The organism is Paraburkholderia metrosideri, assembly GCF_904848625.1.
Lineage (GTDB): Bacteria > Pseudomonadota > Gammaproteobacteria > Burkholderiales > Burkholderiaceae > Paraburkholderia > Paraburkholderia metrosideri.
Window position 1 is genome coordinate 344035 of record NZ_CAJHCP010000003.1, and the last position, 18122, is coordinate 362156.

Genomic DNA, 18122 nt, shown 5'->3' on the forward strand with positions numbered 1-18122 from the left:
TCATGCGGCTCATGCGGCTCATGCGGCTCATGCGGTTCGTGCCGTTCATGCCGTTCATGCGGCTCATGCCTTTGTGAATGCCGCCGCCCGCTACGCGGGCACCGGCATCCTGCCCGTCACCATCTGATCCGGTCAAAACGTCGCGTGTACAGCACGTCAGCGCCATAGAACGTGCCACCGTAAGCCACGACCGACCAGTACCGCGTCAGATTCACCGTCGCCTTGATTGCATTGCTCGCCGACTGCAAGCCCTGCTCGTAGCCGATCACGAGCCACTCGTTAATCGCCTTCGACACCATCACCACCTGCGGATCAGTCAACCCGACCTCGCTTCGGCCGACCGAAAACTCATCCAGCCCCACCGTCTGCGCGATCCTTTTGCCGGTCGCGCTGCCAAGCAGCGCGAGCGCCGTCGTCATCGTGCTTTGCTGACCGAGGTTATTGCCCTGATCCGTGCCGTGCCCGAACAGCAGCCACGACAGCTTTTCGTTATCCGGCACGTTCGGCTCCGACACCAGTCTCGCAACCGGCAACTGCACCGTCCCCGTCACCTGCACCCCGGCCTCGACCTGCTGGTTGCGACGCATTGCCAGAATGTTGATGCCCGGATTGGCCACCGGCCCATTGAAGGTGAAGAAGCCGTTTTCGATCGACAGCTTGCGGCCGAACGCGGTGTAGGTCGAACCCTGCGTGACCCGCACGTTGCCAACCGCGCGCAGCGGCAGGTTCGGCGCGCTCATCGCGGTGATCGTGCCGGTCAACCCGAGGTCGGCGCCTTGTCCGCGGAAACGGAAATTGTCGCCAAGGCTGATGTCGATATTGGCACGCGGCGCGAACGGTCCGATTGGCTGGTTGGTGCCCGCCACCGGACGTGGGCGCCCGCCAGACCGGGTGCCGTCCGGTCGGATGATCACGACGTCGTCGCCGAGTCGGGGCGCGGCCTGCTCGGGCAGGTCGAACAACGCGTGATCGACCACGAATTTGCCGTTGATCGCCATGCCGCGTTCCGCGCCGCCGTTCGCCACGCTCGCGCTGCCCGTCAACGACAGGTTGCGGTCGGGCGCGGCAAATAGCTCGAGCTTGTCGGCAACGATGCTGGCGCTCAGATCCGGCTCCGCGCCGTCCAGACGGACGCGGCCGGTGGCCCGTAGCGTGCCGCTCGCGCCATGAAACTCGACCTGCTGAAACTCCACCAGATTCTGTGACAACGCGATACGCACCACGCCGTCCTTTAACTGTACGCCCTGGTCGACCATCGTCGCGGACAGACCGTCGCCGGTCAGCGCCCCGGTCAGGCTCGGCTTGGCTACCGTGCCACCGAGCGCGAGTTTGAGCGCAAGGTGGCCGTCCAGCAGATAGCTCGGACCGAACAGGCCGCCGGTCGTCTTCAGCGAAGGCACATTGGCATTCACGTTGCCCGACAGCGCGCCCTCTTCGTTGAAAGTCAGCAAACCGTCGCGCGACACCAGCGTGGTGTGCGCGTCGGCATCGATCAAGCCGATCCGGCTGGCCTGCGCATGCAGCGTGGCGTTGAGCCGGTTGCCGCCGCTAAATTCGGCGCGTGCGGTGATGTCGGAAATGCCCATCGACGCAAGGCCCCGGCCAATTTCAACCGTAACGTCACCCTCGCGTCGTTTCAACTGGATATGGCCGCTCGCGGTGGCGCCCAGCGAAAAATCCCAGTCGCCGTCGAACACGAGGTCGGTTCTCATAACGGGCGGCTCGCCGGTGATCTCGTGCCGCAACTCCTGCAAACGTGCGACCGACACGTCGGTCAGGTTGCCCGCCGACTGAATTTTGCCGTGGTCGAACGCGAACGATTTCAGCGTCAGCACTGCGCCTTCAAGTGTGAGGTGCGTGGGCCCGAGAGTCAGCTTGCCCGGCGCGGCGCTCACGGTGAGCGGCGCTTCGAGATTCACCGCCGGCAAACCCTTGTTCTGCAGATGCGTGACCGTGCCGTCCCAGCGCGTGCCGTCGCGTGCTTCGGTGAGCTTGCCGTTGGCGGCGACCGACAGATCGAGCGGCCGATCCTGCAGCTTGCCGGTAGCCGCCGCCTCGAACGTGTGGTTGGCGCGCGTGCCCGACAGCCTGGCCGTCAACGTGGTCAGATCGACCCCGCCCGCGCTGACGTTCTTCGCGTCGGTGGTGAAGGCGAGCGCGCCGTTCGCGCCGTCGCGCAATTCGGCGCGGCCTTCGGCCTGACCAACGTGGTTGCTGCCGAACACGACGCTATCGGCCTTGTAATTCAGCGTCACGTTCGGGTGCGCAAACGAGCCGGTGACGTCGCCGTCGGCGGCAACCTGGCCCGCGAGGCCGAAGCCGAGCCGTTCAAGCTGCGGAGCATCCACCCGGAAGCGCAACCGGTCGCCGGCTGCACCGAAGCTGCCTTGCAGATCGACCTGATTGCCCGCCACCGACAGATTCGCGCGACTCGGCAGAATCCGTGTGCCGACTAGCTGCACCGTGCCGGCGCCGGTCAATGGCAGAGCGTCGTAGGTACTCGGGCCCAGCTTGAATTCAGCCTTCGTGGTGAAAACCGGGCCGAGCACCCCGGCCGCGGACAGCGTGCCGTTGACCCGAGCCTCGATCTTGCGGGCCGGCGTCGCGCCGCGGTTGGCGCTGGGTTGGCGCGGCGGCGTTTTGCGTTGGACCACCTCGGTTTGCACGGCCGCTTTGGCCGTGTTTTTCACTGCTGCGGCAGCCTGATCGCCAGGCGCGGCGCTTCTGGCGCCGGCGGTGCTGCCCGCCTGGGCGGCGGCCCGCTCGTTACGCCGCTGCTGAACGTTCTTCACGGCCGGCACCGGCCCGGTCACCGGCGCACGCGACGGCATTTGCGACGCCAGCGTCAGCGGGTCGAAATTGGTCAGTTGCGCTTTCAGGTTGTAGGTGGAATTCGCGTCGTGCTTCAGCGCGCCGGACAGATCGATACGCCCGCTCCCCGACGTGACACGCACATCGTTGAAACTGATCCGGGCAGGATCGAAAGTCACCTTGCCCTGGAGGCGCAGCGCGGCTCTCGGGTCGGCGAGATCGAGCGTCAGGCTTTGGATGTCGTCGTTCAGACGGACGCCGATAGGACCGGAAAGCTGCGTAGGCCGTACTGTCGCCTGAAGTGCGTTCAGATCGAGTCCGGCGACCCGCAGGTCGAGTTGGCCGCGCCGGCCGCTCAACTCGCCGCTGCCGGTCACGGTGGCGGTTCTGACGAGCCGCACGTTCAGATTCGAGATGTGCTGCGCCTGGGCATCGAGCCGCACGTCCGCATTGGCGTTGATGAGCGGCAGCAGGTTCTGGTCGATTGCACCCGGTCTGGCGTTGACGATCGACACGTGGCCCGTGACGGCAAAGCCGGCAGCCGTCGCCTGCGTCGCGTGTTTGCCGTGCCTGGCAGCGGGTTGCGGGTTGCTCGCGGGGTTCGCGCCAGTGGCGCTCGCCGGATGACTCGCCAACTCACTCGCAGCCGCCGCTCCATTGGTGCTACTAGCTGCGCTCGCGGCCCCCGCTTCACTTGCCCCCAGCACCACCGTGCCTGCGCCATCCTGCGAAACCGGTGCGAGCTCCGCGCGCACCGCCAGATCGGCTAATGGCGCGCCAGGCGCAAAAGCCTGCGGGTTGATGTGATCGAAAGTCAGGGTGGCGCGTTGCAGGGGCACGGCGCCGAACGGCGTCGCCTCGACCCGCGCATGGCCGGCGAGCTTCATGCCGGTCGCATCGAGTTCGGCGACCAGCTGCTCCAGCGTGCCGCTCAGATGGCCGCCTACCTGGACCGCTTCGTTGTTGACCTTGCCCGAATAACCGATGTCGCCGGTCAATGGAAACGGCCGAACTCCATCGAGCCTGGCCGACGCCGTCACCGCGCCGAACGGCGTGTCCAGCCACTCGATCGCGGCCTCGTGGTGACGCCCGTCGCTACGGCCGTGAAAAGCGAAATGCGACAACTCGGTGGTCGATGCACCCTGATGCAGCAGCAAACTGTCGAGCCGAACGTCGCGAATGTCGAGTTGCAACGGCAGGCGCAGTTCTTTCGGCAACTTCATCGGCTCGCTGCTGCTGGACGACGACGAGCCGACCCGTGCATCCACCGTGCCGACGTGCAGATAGTCGACCGTGAAGCGCCACGGATCGCGCGCGAGCGCCCAGCGCCCCGCCGCCCGGTCGATCTGAATATCGGTACCGCTGCCGTCGAGACTGCGCCAGCGCACGTCCCGCAAGCGCACGCCAGTCGCGAGCGTCCCGCCTTCGAGCGTGCCGCCCAGCTTGCCGCCGAGCAGGCGGACCGCGGCCTGCCATGCGTACGCGGTGCCGCGCTCGGTGGTCAGCGCGCCATACAGCAGCCCCACCGCCAGCGCGATCAGCAACACCAGCACGACGACGGTCCACGCGAACGTCTTCAGCAGCCAGTGGCTACGCCGGCGCTCAGGCGGCGGCGTGCCGGGTGACGGCGGCTCTGGCGGCTGTCCGGACGGCGGAACGCCAGCCGGCTGCGCGGAGGGTTGATCGGAAACGTCCGTAGTCATGCGTCGGTCAGGAAATCAGGTAAAGGCGGGTTTTCATCAGAAGGCAATGCCCAGCGTCAGGTACGGCCGCACGCTCCGGTTGCGAATCCCGTAAGCAATGTCGACATTCACCGGGCCGACCGGGCTGCGCCAGCGCGCCCCCACGCCGACGCCAGGGTAGAAGACTTTTTCGCCCCAGGTGTCGGTGGCGGTGCCGATGTCGAAGAATGCGGCCGCGCCCCACGAGTGCGAGAACCAGTGCTGGTACTCGGCTGCCCCCGTCACCAGGTACTTGGTAGGCAGCACGGAACCGTCGACCTCGTTACCGATGCTCTGAAAGCCATAGCCGCGCACCGAGTTCGAACCGCCGGCGCGGAACAGCAGCGACGCCGGGACACCGGTCGAACTGCCGCTGGTGAACACCCCGCCGAGTTCGGCGCGGATCAGCACGATATCGTCCTTACCGATGGGCAGATACTGCTGGCCGCGCGCGTAGCCGCGCGCGAAGGTCTGATCGGTCAGCACGCCCTTGATCGCGAAGCCTGCCTCGACGTGGATCAGGTTGCCCCGGCGCGGGAACAGCGGATCGTCGGTGTCGCGCCGGGTCCACGACCATCCGGGCACCAGCGCGCGGCTCGTGATCGGCCCAATCGCGTTCTGGTCGAGCCGGTCCTGGTAGTACAGCAGCGAGTAGTTGTAGTCGAGGAATTGCGACGTGCGTGACCGCTGCACACCGCCCCGGATACTGTAGATGCGGGTATCGGAAACGTCCGTCGTGGTGTAGGACGCCAGCACGCTATTGGTCCACGCGCGCGGTCCCGGCGGCATTGACAGCTGGATTTGCCCGTACTGCTGGGTCTGGTCGGCGCGGCCTTCGACGGTGAACGGCCACGCCTTGCCGAAGGTGTTCAGATACGAGTACGCGCCCTGCACCAGTGGGCCGTTGTCGGTCGAATAACCGACCCCGCCGCGAATACTGTTGTACGGAAACTCGGACACCTTCACGTGAACCGGCGTGTCGAGCGGTTTGGCCGGGTCGTTGTCGAGGTCGATCGCGACGCTGGCGAAGTACGGCGTGTTCTGCAACTGGCGCTGCAATTCAGCCACGCGCCGCGTATCGTAGACGTCCCCGGGAGAAATCGGATTGACGTTGTGTACGATGAACTCCGGATAACGGCGCGTGCCCGATACGTCGAGCTGGCCCATCGTGAAGGTCGGGCCGCTATCGTAAGTGACCGACAGCTTCGCCTCATGCGTGCGCGGATCCACCAGCGCCTCGGAGTGGTAGATCTTCGCGGCCAGATAGCGGCGCGACTGCAGGGTTCTGAGCGCGGAGTTTTTAGCGTCGTCCCAGTCGTCCTGAGAAAATGGATCGCCCTCATGGAGCGAAAACGCCGAGCGGGTCGCGTTTTCCTGCTCCGGGTCTTCGGTGATAACCGCGCCGCGAAACGATACCGACACCGACGAAATCACGGTTTGCGGCCCGGGGTCGACACTCACCGTGACCTGCCGCGCGTTGTTGACGGTTCGCACATCGGTGCGCACGACGGGCGAAAAATAGCCTTGCGTGGCAGCCAGATCTCGCACTTGCTGCGGCGTGGCGGTAATCAGAAAGGAAAACTGGTCGTCGCTGACATCCGGCCGTTTGGCGAAGCGGGCAATATCCAGATGCGCTTCGAGCAGCCTGCGCAGTGAGCGCGGCGTCGCGACCACGTCGACCTTGTAGCTGGCAGCCGCGCGGGCGGCGTGGGCGATGTCCGGGGTCCCGACGGCCAGCATCAGCATGACGATGCCGACGGCGAACCACGTGCGCAGCCAGTGCCGGACCGGCGCTGCACGCCCGCGCTCCGGACCGCTCTGGCTGGGCCGCCCACGCGGCTTGTCGATCGCACCTACCGCCAAACAGGACCTCCGGTCATAGTTGTTGAATGCGTATGCCGCGCCGCGCGGCGGCGGACGAGGCATGCTATTTGACCACATCAGCAGGGGCCACGAGATCTCAAAAAGGGCCGCCGCCGGCGTTTTTCGACCGCGCGCGGCGCATGCGGTAAAATTCCGGATTAACTGTGTCGCGCGCCGGCTTTGCGCCGGGCAGCGGCCATTTCACCCACCACGGACGTCGAGCCATGTATCAATCGGACATCACCCAGTTCCTGAACCAGCTCAAGCAACAGAAACCGAATCTGGAAGCTGAGCAACGCCGCGGCCGCGCGCTGCTGTGGGACAAACAGCCGATCGATCTGGACGAACGCGCCGAGCAGAAAGCCTCGCGCGTGGAACAGACGCCTTACTCGTACTACCAGAACTTCTGACTCGCGTGAGTCACGCCGACGAGGTACACGGCCCGGCGCCGGCCCCCGACGCCGCGCTTGCCGCGCCCGCTACCGATTCGACGCCCAACATCGTCGACGGCATTGCTTTCGCGCGCCTGTATGGCGAGCCGCTGTTCAAGCTGCCGACCGATCTGTACATCCCGCCGGACGCGCTCGAAGTTTTTCTCGAAACGTTCGAAGGACCGCTGGATCTGCTGCTGTACCTGATCCGCAAGCAGAACTTCAACGTGCTCGACATCCCGATGGCGGACGTCACCGTGCAATACCTCGGTTACGTCGACCAGTTGCGCCAGACCAATCTCGAACTCGCGTCCGAATACCTGCTGATGGCCGCGATGCTGATCGAGATCAAGTCGCGCATGCTGCTGCCGGTCAGGAAGGCCGACAGCGGCGAAGAGGCCGAAGACCCGCGTGCGGAACTGGTGCGCCGGCTGCTCGAATATGAGCAGATGAAACTCGCCGCGCAACGCATCGACCAGTTGCCGCAACTCGGCCGCGATTTTCTGCGCGCCGAGGTCTATATCGAACAGAGCATCACGCCGCGCTTTCCCGACGTGGACAGCGAAGACCTGCGCGCCGCATGGGCCGACGTGATCAAGCGCGCGAAGCTGGTCCAGCACCACAAGATTTCGCGTGAAGAACTGTCGGTGCGCGAGCATATGAGTTCGATCCTGCGTCAATTACAGAACGCGCGCTTCATCGAATTCTCCGACCTGTTCGACACCACCCGGGGCGTGCCGGTCGTCGTCGTGAATTTCATCGCCGTGCTCGAATTGTGTCGCGAGTCGCTCGTCGAAATCACCCAGGCCGAGCCGTTTGCGCCAATCTATGTGCGTCTCGCCTATCTGCCGGCCTGAAGCGTCCAGCCATGTGAAAAAGCGCGGTCCGCGTGCCAGCGTGGCCGCCGGCAGTACGCTTTTGCCGCGACTGCGCGTCCGTTTGCGCGCCGTTTCGGTGCGTCCTGCACACAAATCCACTACAATCCGGCGCTTCGAACCCGTCATTACCAGTGCGGCGACAGCCCGCGTCATGCGCCGGCCCGTGCGCCAACCGAGTCGCGCGCCGCGCGAGGAAACCCCTGTCCGATCATGAAAGTCATCAGCTCAATCCATGAATTGCGCGATCAGTTGCGCGGTCAGAATCGCACGGCCTTCGTGCCGACCATGGGCAACCTGCACGAGGGCCATCTGTCGCTGATGCGCCTCGCGCGCCAGCACGGCGATCCGGTGGTCGCGAGCATCTTCGTCAACCGTCTGCAGTTCGGACCGAACGAGGATTTCGACAAGTATCCGCGCACGATGGAAGCCGATATCGACAAGCTGCAAAAGGAAGGCGTCTATGTGCTGTTCGCGCCGACCGAGAAGGATTTGTATCCGGAGCCGCAGGAGTACCGGGTGCATCCGCCGCACGATCTGGGCGACATCCTCGAAGGCGAATTCCGGCCTGGGTTCTTCCAGGGCGTGTGCACGGTGGTGATGAAGCTGATGTCGTGCGTGCAGCCGCGCGTCGCGGTGTTCGGCAAGAAGGATTACCAGCAGTTGATGATCGTGCGCCGCATGTGCCACCAGTTCGCGCTGCCGACCGACATCATCGCCGCCGAAACCGTGCGTGACGCCGACGGCCTCGCGCTCAGTTCGCGCAACCGCTATCTGCAGGCCGCCGAACGCGCCGAAGCGCCGGTGCTGGCCGCCGAATTGAATCGGGTGCGCGAAGCGGTGCTCGGCGGCGAGCGCGATTTCGCGAAAATCGAACAGGCGGCCATGGCGGCGCTGGCCGCGCGCGGCTGGCAGCCCGATTACATCGCGGTGCGCAAGCGCTCGAATCTGCTGGCGCCAGGCGCGCAGGACGCAAACGCGGAACTGGTCGTGCTGGCCGCCGCGAAGCTCGGCGCCACCCGCCTCATCGATAACCTAGAAATCTGAAGTCGTTCCCGCGCGGGCATCGAACGGGGGCCCGTGTGGGCGCCTCCCCGCCACGCACAAAGCTATACAGGATTGGTCATGCAACGCAACATGCTGAAGTCGAAGATCCATCGCGCCGTGGTCACGCACTGCGAACTGCACTACGAAGGCTCGTGCGCAATCGACGAAGACTTGCTGGAAGCGGCGAACATCGTCGAAAACGAACGGATCGACGTCTGGAATATCAACAACGGCGAGCGTTTCTCGACCTACGCAATCAAGGGCGAGCGCGGCAGCGGCATGATTTCGCTGAACGGCTCGGCTGCGCGGCGCGCGCAGTTGGGCGATCTGGTGATCATCGCGACGTTCGCAGTGGTCGACGAAACCGAATTAAAGGCGGGCTGGAAGCCGGATCTGGTTTTCGTCGATGAAAACAACAAGATCAAGGGCAGCCGCGATCACGTGCCGACGCAGAACTGGACCTGACCGACTGGCTTGGGACACAGGGCGGGCAGGCTAGCTGGCTTGCACCGCCGAAGTGATACTGATCCATACGCGGTACGGTCAGCGCCGCTACCGACGGCCCGGCCCCGCCGAGGCCAGCGCCTTGCATCCCGGCCTTAGTTTCTGTGCAGCCCACACTGGCGGGAGACGCCTTCCGCCTCTCCCTGCATTCTCGCTTCAGAGACCCGATCTCAACAGCGGACATCCGTCACCGCTCGCACCGCCCATCACGCTTCAGGCCTTCTTCGCACCGCTCCCATTAGTCCATTCGACGATCGGCTGCCACTGCTCCAGATCCTTCTCCACGCGGCTTTTCGCGACGTCCCATAAGGTCAGTCCGTGCGCCGCCAGTTGCACGTAGTTCTGCGTATCGCGCAGGAAACCCAGCACTGGCAGCTTCAAGCCCTCGACAAAGCGATGCAGTTGCTCCGCCGAGCGCGTGCGCGCATCGACGCGCATGCCGACCACGCCGACTTCGATCGCCCCCTTCCTGACCGCCTTTTCCTTGGCCAGCCGTTCGAGAAATTCCTGGGTGGCGAGAATATCGAACATGGACGGCTGCAGCGGCACGATCACCTTGTCGGCCAGATCCAGCGCGATACCGAGACGGTTGCCGTGCAAGCCGGCCGGGGTGTCGATGACCGCGTGCTCGAGGCCTTTGGGCGGCTTGACCGGCGTGTCCAGGTTGACTTCCCAGGTTTCGATGGCCGGCAGCGTGTCGGGGCGCAACGCGAGCCATGCGTGCGCGGATTGCTGCTTGTCCAGGTCCGCCAGCGCGACCCATTCGCCCGAGGCCGCGAAATAGCCGGCCAGATTGGTCGATAGCGTGCTTTTGCCCACGCCGCCCTTCGGATTCGCCACCACGATCACCGTCATGAATTCTCCCGGAAAGAAGGCCGGTCGCTGCCAGCCGGTTTGCCGCGCTTATCGCTGGAACTTGCGTCGATGGGTTCTGATTTGCGCCGGGTTTGTCGTCCGACACGTGCCGCTCCCGGACTCGCCCGCCGATCCAGCCGTTGATAATATCGACAAATGCACCGTGGTCGAAGCCCCCAGACGGCTAATCGACCGTTCTATCCTGCCGGTTTTTCCAATAAGGACCCGAATCTCATGAGCCAACTCCGCACGGAATTCACCATCGAACGCCTGCACGAACGCCAGCGGGGCAAGCTGCCCGACCTGCTGGGCGTAAAGGTGCTGTCGCTGGAACAAGGGGGTTTGACTGCGGAATTGACGGTGCGCGACGAATTGCTCGCACCGAATGGTTTTTTGCACGCGGCCACGGTAATCGGTCTCGCGGACACCGCGTGCGGCTACGCATGCATCGCGCATCTGCCGGAGACGGCGCGCAGTTTCACGACCATCGAGCTGAAAAGCAATTTTCTCGGCACGGCGACGGCGGGCACCATCCGCGCGGTGGCGAAGGGCGTGCATCTGGGGCGCAGCACGCAAGTGTGGGACGCAACGGTCACCGATCCGAATGGCAAGACGATGGCGCTGTTCCGCTGCACGCAGATCGTGTTGTATTGAAGGGGAGCACGATGGCACGGCGGATTCAGGTGCCGCAAACCTGACATGAAGCGACAAAAAAAGCACGCAGCCTGACGGCGCGTGCTTTTTTATGCGGGTAGATGTGGCGGGAGTGGCTTGGGCTTGGGCTTGGGCTTGGGCTTGGGCTTGGGCTTCGGCTTTCGCTCAAGGCCTCACCTTAAAGCCACTCGCCGCCGCCCCCCTTTCCCCCTCGCTTCAGGCCGCCACCGCGCGCGGCGCCTTCACACTGCCCACCGCCAGCACCCCGCCACCCAGCAGCGCCTGCACCACCAGCGTCACGGCCCAGAACGCCGGATATTCCCACCCGCCATTCGCCGATGCGAAACCCCAGCCGTTATGCAAATGCGCCGACATCGCGCCGAGCATGAACGGCAGCAGCACCAGCGCGATCCAGCGGACCTGCACGCCCAGCAACAGCGCAATGCCGCCGATCAGTTCGACGAACGCAGTCACATAGCCGAGCCACCCCGGCAAACCGAGCGAAACGAAAAATTGCGCCGTACCCGGCAGCGTGAAAACGAAGATTTTTTGCAGACTATGGGCAAGATAAAGCACGCCCAAGGCGAAGCGAAGCAGTGTGGCGGCCAGATCGGCGGAGCGGTTCGAGTTCATGACGTTTCCTTTCACAACGGAGAGAACAGCCGGCAATCGGCCGTCGATGTCAGGACTTTATTCGAACCATATGGAGTGAAAAACCGCCTACAACGCTTTGATTATTTCTTATAGAGAATTAATCGACGTCTTCAGCAATGTCGATCAAGCCACCGCCGCAAAGAGCCTCGACAGATCCAGATGCTCGGCCAGCGTATCCGCCAGCCGATCCAGCGACGCCTCGCGCAACGCCGGATAGTCGATCTGTTCGGCGTCGCTCAGCCCCGCCCACGCCAGCAGTGCAGCGCACGCGGCCGGTGTGTCGAACAGGCCGTGCACGTAGGTCGACAGGATCTGGCCATCGGCGGAAACAGCGCCGTCGGGACGTGCGCCGCCGTCCTCCACGGCATCGTCCAGTTGCAATGCAGGGGCATTCAGCGCGGCGCCCCGCGTCTCGCCCATGTGAATCTCGTAGCCCGCGATCTCGGGCGAGCCGGGCAACGCCAGCCGCCCCGTCACATTCTTCAACGTCTTGTCTCGCGTGAGCACGGTCGAGTAATCGAGCCAGCCGAGTCCCGCCGACGCCCCCGGCGCCCCCTCCACGCCATGCGGATCGGCGACTTCGCGCCCCAGCATCTGCATTCCGCCGCAAATGCCGATCACGCGTCCGCCGTAGCGCAAATGCCGTTGCAGCACCGCGTCCCAGCCTTCCGAGCGCAAAAACGCCAGATCACCGCGCACGTTTTTCGATCCCGGCAGGATGATCAGATCGGCCGGCGGCGGCGGCGGCGTGCCGCTTCGCACGTAATGAAAATCGACCTGCGGATGCGCGCGCAGCGCATCGAAATCGGTGTGATTGCTGATATGCGGCAGCACTGGCACGACCACCCGCAACATGCGGCCCGCGTCGCCGCTGTGCGCCGCGCGCAACTCGGGCGGCAGCATATCTTCGGCGTCGAGCGTCAGGCCATGCAGATACGGAATCACACCCAGCACCGGCTTGCCGGTTTTTGCTTCGAGCCAGTCGAGTCCCGGCTTCAGCAAACTCACATCGCCACGAAAGCGATTGATGATGAACCCGCGCACCCGCGCCTGCTCGCTCGCCGACAGACACGCGAGCGTGCCGGTCAGATGCGCGAACACGCCGCCCCGATCGATATCGGCAACCAGCACGACCGGGCAATCGACCGCTTCCGCGAAACCCATGTTGGCGATATCACGGTCACGCAGATTGATCTCAGCCGGGCTGCCCGCGCCTTCGACGAAGATCGTGTCGTAGGCCGCCTGCAGACGCGCATACGACTCCAGCACGGCTTCGAATGCAACGGGTTTGTAGTCGTGATACGCGCGTGCGTCGAGATTCATCCGCGCCTTGCCGTGGATGATCACCTGCGCGCCGCGATCGCTGGTCGGCTTCAGCAGCACCGGGTTCAGGTCGGTGTGCGCCGCGATGCCCGCAGCCACCGCCTGCAATGCCTGCGCGCGGCCAATCTCGCCGCCGTCGACCGTCACCGCGCTATTGAGCGCCATATTTTGCGGCTTGAACGGCGCGACCCGCACGCCGGCGCGCCGCGCGAGCCGGCACAAACCGGCGACCAGCGTGCTCTTGCCGGCATCGGACGTCGTGCCCTGAATCATCAGCGTGCCGCGCGGCACGGGTACAGCGTCAGGCGCGGTCGAACGGGAAGGAGTGGTCACGTGAGCTGAGGTCCGGCGTTGAAAAACACCCGGCATTATCCCATTGCGCCGGGCCGCTCCGCACACCTGACGCCGGTACAATCACGCGATGACTCCCCGCGACCTTACCTTCGTTCTAGGCGGCGCCCGCTCGGGCAAGAGCGTGCACGCCGAACAGCTTGCCGCCAGCAGCAGCCTCCTCGTTACCTACATCGCCACCGCCCGCGTCGCCGACGACGCCGAGTTCAGCGCGCGCATCGCCCACCATCGCGAGCGGCGTCCGGCGCACTGGCGGCTGGTCGAAGCGGGCGTCGATCTCGCGAGCGCGGTTACGCAAAGCGACGCGCCCGGACACTGCATCCTGATCGACTGCCTGACGTTGTGGCTCGCCAATCTGCTGTGCCCGCCCGAAGGCGAAGCTGCGTCGCCCGATCAATATCACGCGCGGGTTGCCGCACTTGAAGCGGCGCTCGTCGATGCACACAGCAAGATCATCGTGGTCAGCAATGAAATCGGTTTGGGCGTGGTGCCGCTCGGCGCGGCCACTCGTCTTTATGTCGACGAACTCGGGCGGCTCAATCAGCGCATCGCCGCGTTGAGCACCACGGCCACGATGATGGTCGCGGGCCTGCCGCTCACACTCAAAGCAGCGGGCCCCCGGTGATGCTGTCGCTGCCTCTGGTCGCGACGCTCGCGACGCTCGGCGTGGCCGTCGACCGTTGGCTCGGCGAGCCGCGCACCGCGCATCCGCTGGTGGGCTTCGGCAACTGGGCGATGCGTCTGGACAAGCGCTACAACAGCGGCCGGCGCTTACGGCTGAAAGGACTGCTGGCGTGGTCGCTGGCGGTGATGCCGCCGGTGCTGATCGCGTGGTGGCTGGTGGCCGTGCTGCCGTTTTTTGCGGCCTGCGCGTTGCATATCGCGTTGCTGTGGTTCGCGCTCGGCGCGCGCAGCCTGCACGATCACATCGCACCGATCGCCCAGGCGCTGAAACAGCGCGATCTCGAACAGGCGCGTCAGCTGACTGCCCGGATCGTGTCGCGCGATACAACGACGTCCGACGAAGCCGCGTTGTCGCGCGCCGCCGTCGAGTCGGCGCTTGAAAACGGTAACGACGCGATCTTCGGCGCGCTGTTCTGGTTCGCCATTGCGGGCGGCCCGGGCGCGCTCGGGTTCCGTCTGGCTAACACGCTCGATGCCATGTGGGGTTATCGCACGCCGCGTTATTTGCGCTTTGGCTGGGCCGCCGCGCGTCTGGACGACGTGCTCAACTGGATCCCCGCGCGTTTGACCGCCGTCAGTTACGCGCTGCTCGGCGACACGCTCACCGCGTTGCGTTGCTGGCGCGAACAGGCACCGCGCTGGGATAGTCCGAACGCGGGCCCGGTGATGTCTTCCGGCGCGGGCAGTCTGAATGTGCTGATCGGCGGCCCGGCGGTGTATCACGGCGCACTTGAACATCGGCCGACGCTGGGCTTTGGCCATCCCGCGAAAGCGAGTCATGTCACCGCCGCATTGGCACTGGTCGAGCGTACGGTGATTTTGTGGCTCGCGGTGCTGATCGTGCTGGCGCTGCTGAGCGTGCCTTTTCAGGGTTGATCGTATGGTTGCAAGAGCATCTGATCAGACAGCGCATGTGAGCCATGCGAATCCGGACGCGATCGTTCACGGCGGCAATCTTCACGAAGCCGCCACGCGCTATCGCATTCCGTACGCGCAGTGGCTCGACCTCTCGACGGGCATCAATCCGCACGGCTATCCGGTGCCCGCCATTCCCGCCGACGCATGGCGTCGCCTGCCTGACGAAGGTGATGATTTCGCCGCCTGCGCCGCGCGTTACTACAACGCGCCCGACGCAGCCCACGTGCTGCCGGTGGCCGGCAGTCAGGCCGCGATTCGCACGTTGCCCACGTTGTTGCCGCGTGCACGGGTCGGCATTGCAGCGCTCACATATAGCGAATATGCGCCTGCGTTTTCACGTGCCGGCCATGAAGTCGCCGGGTTGGACGTGGACCGGGACAACCTGCCTGATGCGCTCACTCATGTTGTCATCGTCAATCCGAACAATCCAACCGCCGCGCATCTGGGCTCAGACAAGCTGCTGCACTGGCATGCTCAACTGAGCGCACGCGGCGGTACGCTGCTGGTCGACGAAGCGTTCGCCGATACGATGCCGGCGGCGTCGCTGGCGGCCAGCACGCATCTCGACGGTCTGATCGTCTTGCGCTCGCCGGGTAAATTCTTCGGTCTCGCCGGCGTACGCGCGGGCTTCGTTCTCGGCGCACCCGCGTTGCTCGATAGATTGCGCAGCACGTTGGGCGCGTGGACGGTCAGCGGTCCAGCGCGTCACGTGGTCAAAGCCGCATTCGCCGATCGAGCCTGGCAAGCGCAAATGCGCACGCAACTCGACCGCGACAGCGCACGACTCGTGCGCTCGTTGCGCGAACACGGTTTCAGCACGCACAGCACGCCACTTTTCGCATGGACCGATGACCCGCGCGGCGCCGCTTTACATGAAGCGCTGGCCCAACGTGGGGTGTGGACGCGGCTTTTTGCATCGACGGGAAGCGTGCGTTTCGGCTTGCCCGCCAGCGAGCCGGAGTGGCAACGTTTCGACGAAGCATTGCGCGATGCAGTGCGCACCATGGATATCGCGCAAGCAGGTTGATGCGATCGAACACTGCGGCAACGCGCCCCCTTCTCTTCACCCGATGATCCGACTCCAGCGCTTCAACTACCGCGTCGACTCCCGCGCCAACTCCCTTAACGGTCCGCTGAAACGCGCCGCCGTCGCCGCGTCGTTATGCGTCGTCGCACTCCATGCTCACGCCACCATCACCGTCACCGACGACACCGGTGCCACCGTCACGCTCCCCGCCGCCGCGCAACGTGTGATCAGCCTCGCACCGCACGTCACCGAACTGCTTTATGCCGCGGGCGGCGGCGCGAAGATGGTCGGCGCTGTGTCGTACAGCGACTATCCGCCTGAAGCGAAACAGTTGCCGCGCGTCGCCGACAACAAGGCGCTGGACCTCGAACGCATCGTCGCGTTGAAGCCCGATCTGATTGTGGTGTGGCGGCATGGCAATGCGCAGCAACAACTGGATCGTCTGCGCGAATTGCACATCCCGTTGTTCTTCAGCGAGCCGCATCGGCTCGACGACGTCGCCGTCTCGTTGACGAAACTCGGGCAATTGCTCGGCACATCGGCGACGGCAGACGCAGCGGCGGCGGCTTATCGACAGAACATGGCCCGATTGCGCGCGCAGTATGCGAACCGGCCGCCGGTCAGCGTGTTCTACCAGGTATGGGATAAACCGTTGATGACGCTCAACGGCGAGCACATGATCAGCGACGTGATCGCGCTATGCGGCGGCCGCAACGTGTTTGCAGCGCTGCAACCGCTGGTGCCGACCGTCTCGACCGAAGCAGTGCTCGCCGCGAACCCGGAAGCGATCGTCACCGCCGCGCAAGGTGCGACCCAGCCGGACACGACGCTGCCACAACTCGGCACATGGCGCGCATGGCCTGGGCTGACCGCCGTGGCAAACAACAACCTCTTTGCAATCGATGGCGATCTGATCAACCGGCCCGCGCCGCGGCTTGCGCAAGGCGCGCAGCAGTTATGCGAGGATCTGCAGGTGGCGCGCTCGCATAGAAAGTAACGTCAGCGGCGTCACGCATTCCAGCGCACCAGCGTCCATTGCTGCGTCTCATCGTCCCTGCGCAACCAGACGATGCTGGCCATATCGAGCGACCAGCGCAGACAACGCTCAAGCGGCACGTCCAGCACCATCGACGCAATCGCCCGCATCACGCCCGCATGGGTGACCACATAAGCCGGCGATAACTCACGCGTCTGCGCAAACGCGTCGAGCCACACACGCACACGCGCGACGAACTGCGCGACACTCTCGCCGCCATGCTCACGCGCGTGTTCGAAATTGGACGCCCAGTCGTCAAGCAACGCGCGATCGATTTCATCCCAGCGCTGCGTCTCCCAATCGCCGAAATCCATTTCCTTCAGACGATCGTCGTGACTCAGCACACAGCCGAAATCGTTCGCGATTTCAACGGCCAGCGCGTAGCACCGCATCAGCGGACTCGAAATCAACACGCGTGGCGCTGGCACCTGCAACGTGGCCAGCCTCAGCGCAAGCGCGCTCGACGCCACCCTCGCGTCTTCGGCCAGCGCTACGTCGCTATGGCCGTAACACACGCCCGCATCGAGCGCGACGGCGGGATGGCGAATCAGGACGATATCCATGCAAGCCCCACCAGGTAGATGCTCAATTCGAAAATCTGCTGTGCGAAGCCGAGGCAGTCGCCGGTGTAACCGCCAAGGCGTCTGACGAAATAGCGGCCCATGACGAAACGAAGCGCGAGCAGCACCGCGACCGTCGACGCCGCGAAGCGCCAGTCCGGCGCGCCCACGCCATTCGGCCAGAGCAGCCATGGCAAACCGGACATGGCGGCGCACAGCAACGCAGGTCCGCTCAAACGCTGCGCAACCGGTTTCGCCTTGCCTTTGGCGCGCACGTAGTCGAGCGTGGCCAGATAACTGATCGCGCAGGTACGGCTCGCCGCATGCGCGGCAATCATCAGACTTGCCGCGCGCCACGGCGGCAACGCCGCGAGCGTTTGCCACTTCAGCGCGAGCGCGATCACCAGCGCGATGGCCCCAAAAGCACCGATGCGCGAATCATGCATGATTCGCAACACATCTTCGCGCGTATAGGCGCCACCGAACGCATCGACGCAATCGGCCAGGCCGTCTTCGTGAAACGCGCCTGTCACCAGTAACGACGCGGCCATCGACAGCAATACCGCAACGCCTGCCGGGAACACGTGCAACGCGGCCAGATACACCAGCGCGCTCAACGCGCCGATCAATACGCCGACGAATGGAAAGTAGCGCGCGGCCGCATTCAGATAATGCGGCTCGAAGCCGACCCATCGTGGCACCGGCACGCGCGTGAAATAGCCGAGCGCGGTGAAGAAGTAACGTAGTTCCGCGAGCGGATTCATGAGCGGGACAGAGGCATGATTGGGTGGGTACGCAGAATCGCGGC

The 18122-nt window shown here is 64.7% G+C and carries 16 protein-coding genes; 9 read left to right on the forward strand and 7 right to left on the reverse strand.

Going from position 1 to position 18122, the window contains the following annotated elements; genetic code table 11:
• Positions 1-116: 116 nt before the first annotated feature.
• Both LMG28727_RS07305 and LMG28727_RS07310 read right to left on the reverse strand, forming a co-directional pair.
• Positions 117-4514 (reverse strand): translocation/assembly module TamB domain-containing protein, encoded by a 4398-nt coding sequence (locus tag LMG28727_RS07305; RefSeq protein WP_201641639.1) that lies wholly within the window; start codon positions 4512-4514, stop codon positions 117-119.
• A 36-nt stretch (positions 4515-4550) separates the two neighbouring features.
• A complete protein-coding gene (locus LMG28727_RS07310) occupies positions 4551-6395 on the reverse strand; it encodes an autotransporter assembly complex protein TamA (RefSeq protein ID WP_407945833.1) in 1845 nt (614 codons plus the stop codon).
• A gap of 224 nt (positions 6396-6619) precedes the next feature.
• Here LMG28727_RS07310 and LMG28727_RS07315 point away from each other — a divergent pair, with 224 nt between their 5' ends.
• From LMG28727_RS07315 to panD, 4 genes are all read left to right on the forward strand, one after another.
• Positions 6620-6805 (forward strand): DUF3460 family protein, encoded by a 186-nt coding sequence (locus tag LMG28727_RS07315; protein WP_074763312.1) that lies wholly within the window; start codon positions 6620-6622, stop codon positions 6803-6805.
• Positions 6806-6810: 5 nt separating this feature from the next.
• Positions 6811-7683, forward strand: a complete 873-nt coding sequence (locus LMG28727_RS07320) for a segregation and condensation protein A (protein ID WP_201641640.1) — start codon at positions 6811-6813, stop codon at positions 7681-7683.
• A 231-nt stretch (positions 7684-7914) separates the two neighbouring features.
• A complete protein-coding gene (gene panC, locus LMG28727_RS07325) occupies positions 7915-8748 on the forward strand; it encodes a pantoate--beta-alanine ligase (protein WP_201641641.1) in 834 nt (277 codons plus the stop codon).
• Between the two features lie 78 nt (positions 8749-8826).
• The gene (panD, locus tag LMG28727_RS07330) at positions 8827-9213 is read left to right on the forward strand and encodes an aspartate 1-decarboxylase (RefSeq protein WP_201641642.1); all 387 of its coding nucleotides are present in this window, start codon (positions 8827-8829) and stop codon (positions 9211-9213) included.
• A 252-nt stretch (positions 9214-9465) separates the two neighbouring features.
• Here the strand turns inward: panD and LMG28727_RS07335 are convergent, their stop codons facing one another.
• Positions 9466-10107, reverse strand: a complete 642-nt coding sequence (locus LMG28727_RS07335) for a ParA family protein (protein ID WP_201641643.1) — start codon at positions 10105-10107, stop codon at positions 9466-9468.
• Positions 10108-10341: 234 nt separating this feature from the next.
• Between LMG28727_RS07335 and LMG28727_RS07340 the strand changes: the two genes are divergently transcribed.
• The gene (locus LMG28727_RS07340) at positions 10342-10761 is read left to right on the forward strand and encodes a PaaI family thioesterase (RefSeq protein ID WP_201641644.1); all 420 of its coding nucleotides are present in this window, start codon (positions 10342-10344) and stop codon (positions 10759-10761) included.
• Positions 10762-10977: 216 nt separating this feature from the next.
• Here the strand turns inward: LMG28727_RS07340 and LMG28727_RS07345 are convergent, their stop codons facing one another.
• Together LMG28727_RS07345 and LMG28727_RS07350 are read right to left on the reverse strand one after the other, a co-directional pair.
• Positions 10978-11394: a DoxX family protein gene (locus LMG28727_RS07345; RefSeq protein WP_201641645.1), complete on the reverse strand. Its 417-nt coding sequence runs from the start codon at positions 11392-11394 to the stop codon at positions 10978-10980.
• A 144-nt stretch (positions 11395-11538) separates the two neighbouring features.
• A complete protein-coding gene (locus tag LMG28727_RS07350; RefSeq protein ID WP_201641898.1) occupies positions 11539-13011 on the reverse strand; it encodes a cobyric acid synthase in 1473 nt (490 codons plus the stop codon).
• 148 nt (positions 13012-13159) lie between these two features.
• On the opposite strand from LMG28727_RS07350, the gene cobU reads away from it, so the two are divergent.
• The 4 genes from cobU to LMG28727_RS07370 are packed head-to-tail and all read left to right on the forward strand — an operon-like array spanning position 13160 to position 16715.
• Complete coding sequence (gene cobU / locus LMG28727_RS07355; RefSeq protein ID WP_201641646.1) at positions 13160-13714, forward strand: bifunctional adenosylcobinamide kinase/adenosylcobinamide-phosphate guanylyltransferase; 555 nt, start codon at positions 13160-13162, stop codon at positions 13712-13714.
• A complete protein-coding gene (gene cbiB, locus LMG28727_RS07360) occupies positions 13714-14649 on the forward strand; it encodes an adenosylcobinamide-phosphate synthase CbiB (protein WP_201641647.1) in 936 nt (311 codons plus the stop codon). The genes cobU and cbiB overlap by 1 nt, the downstream gene beginning before the upstream one ends.
• Before the next feature lie 4 nt (positions 14650-14653).
• Positions 14654-15718 (forward strand): threonine-phosphate decarboxylase CobD, encoded by a 1065-nt coding sequence (gene cobD, locus LMG28727_RS07365; RefSeq protein WP_201641648.1) that lies wholly within the window; start codon positions 14654-14656, stop codon positions 15716-15718.
• A gap of 43 nt (positions 15719-15761) precedes the next feature.
• Positions 15762-16715 carry a cobalamin-binding protein gene (locus LMG28727_RS07370; RefSeq protein ID WP_201641649.1) on the forward strand — a complete coding sequence of 318 codons (954 nt, stop codon included), beginning with the start codon at positions 15762-15764 and terminating at the stop codon, positions 16713-16715.
• Positions 16716-16726: 11 nt separating this feature from the next.
• Here LMG28727_RS07370 and cobC read toward each other — a convergent pair whose 3' ends face one another.
• Together cobC and LMG28727_RS07380 are read right to left on the reverse strand one after the other, a co-directional pair.
• Positions 16727-17317 (reverse strand): alpha-ribazole phosphatase, encoded by a 591-nt coding sequence (gene cobC, locus LMG28727_RS07375; RefSeq protein ID WP_201641650.1) that lies wholly within the window; start codon positions 17315-17317, stop codon positions 16727-16729.
• Positions 17302-18078 carry an adenosylcobinamide-GDP ribazoletransferase gene (locus LMG28727_RS07380; protein ID WP_201641651.1) on the reverse strand — a complete coding sequence of 259 codons (777 nt, stop codon included), beginning with the start codon at positions 18076-18078 and terminating at the stop codon, positions 17302-17304. The genes cobC and LMG28727_RS07380 overlap by 16 nt, the downstream gene beginning before the upstream one ends.
• Between the last annotated feature and the right edge of the window lie 44 nt (positions 18079-18122).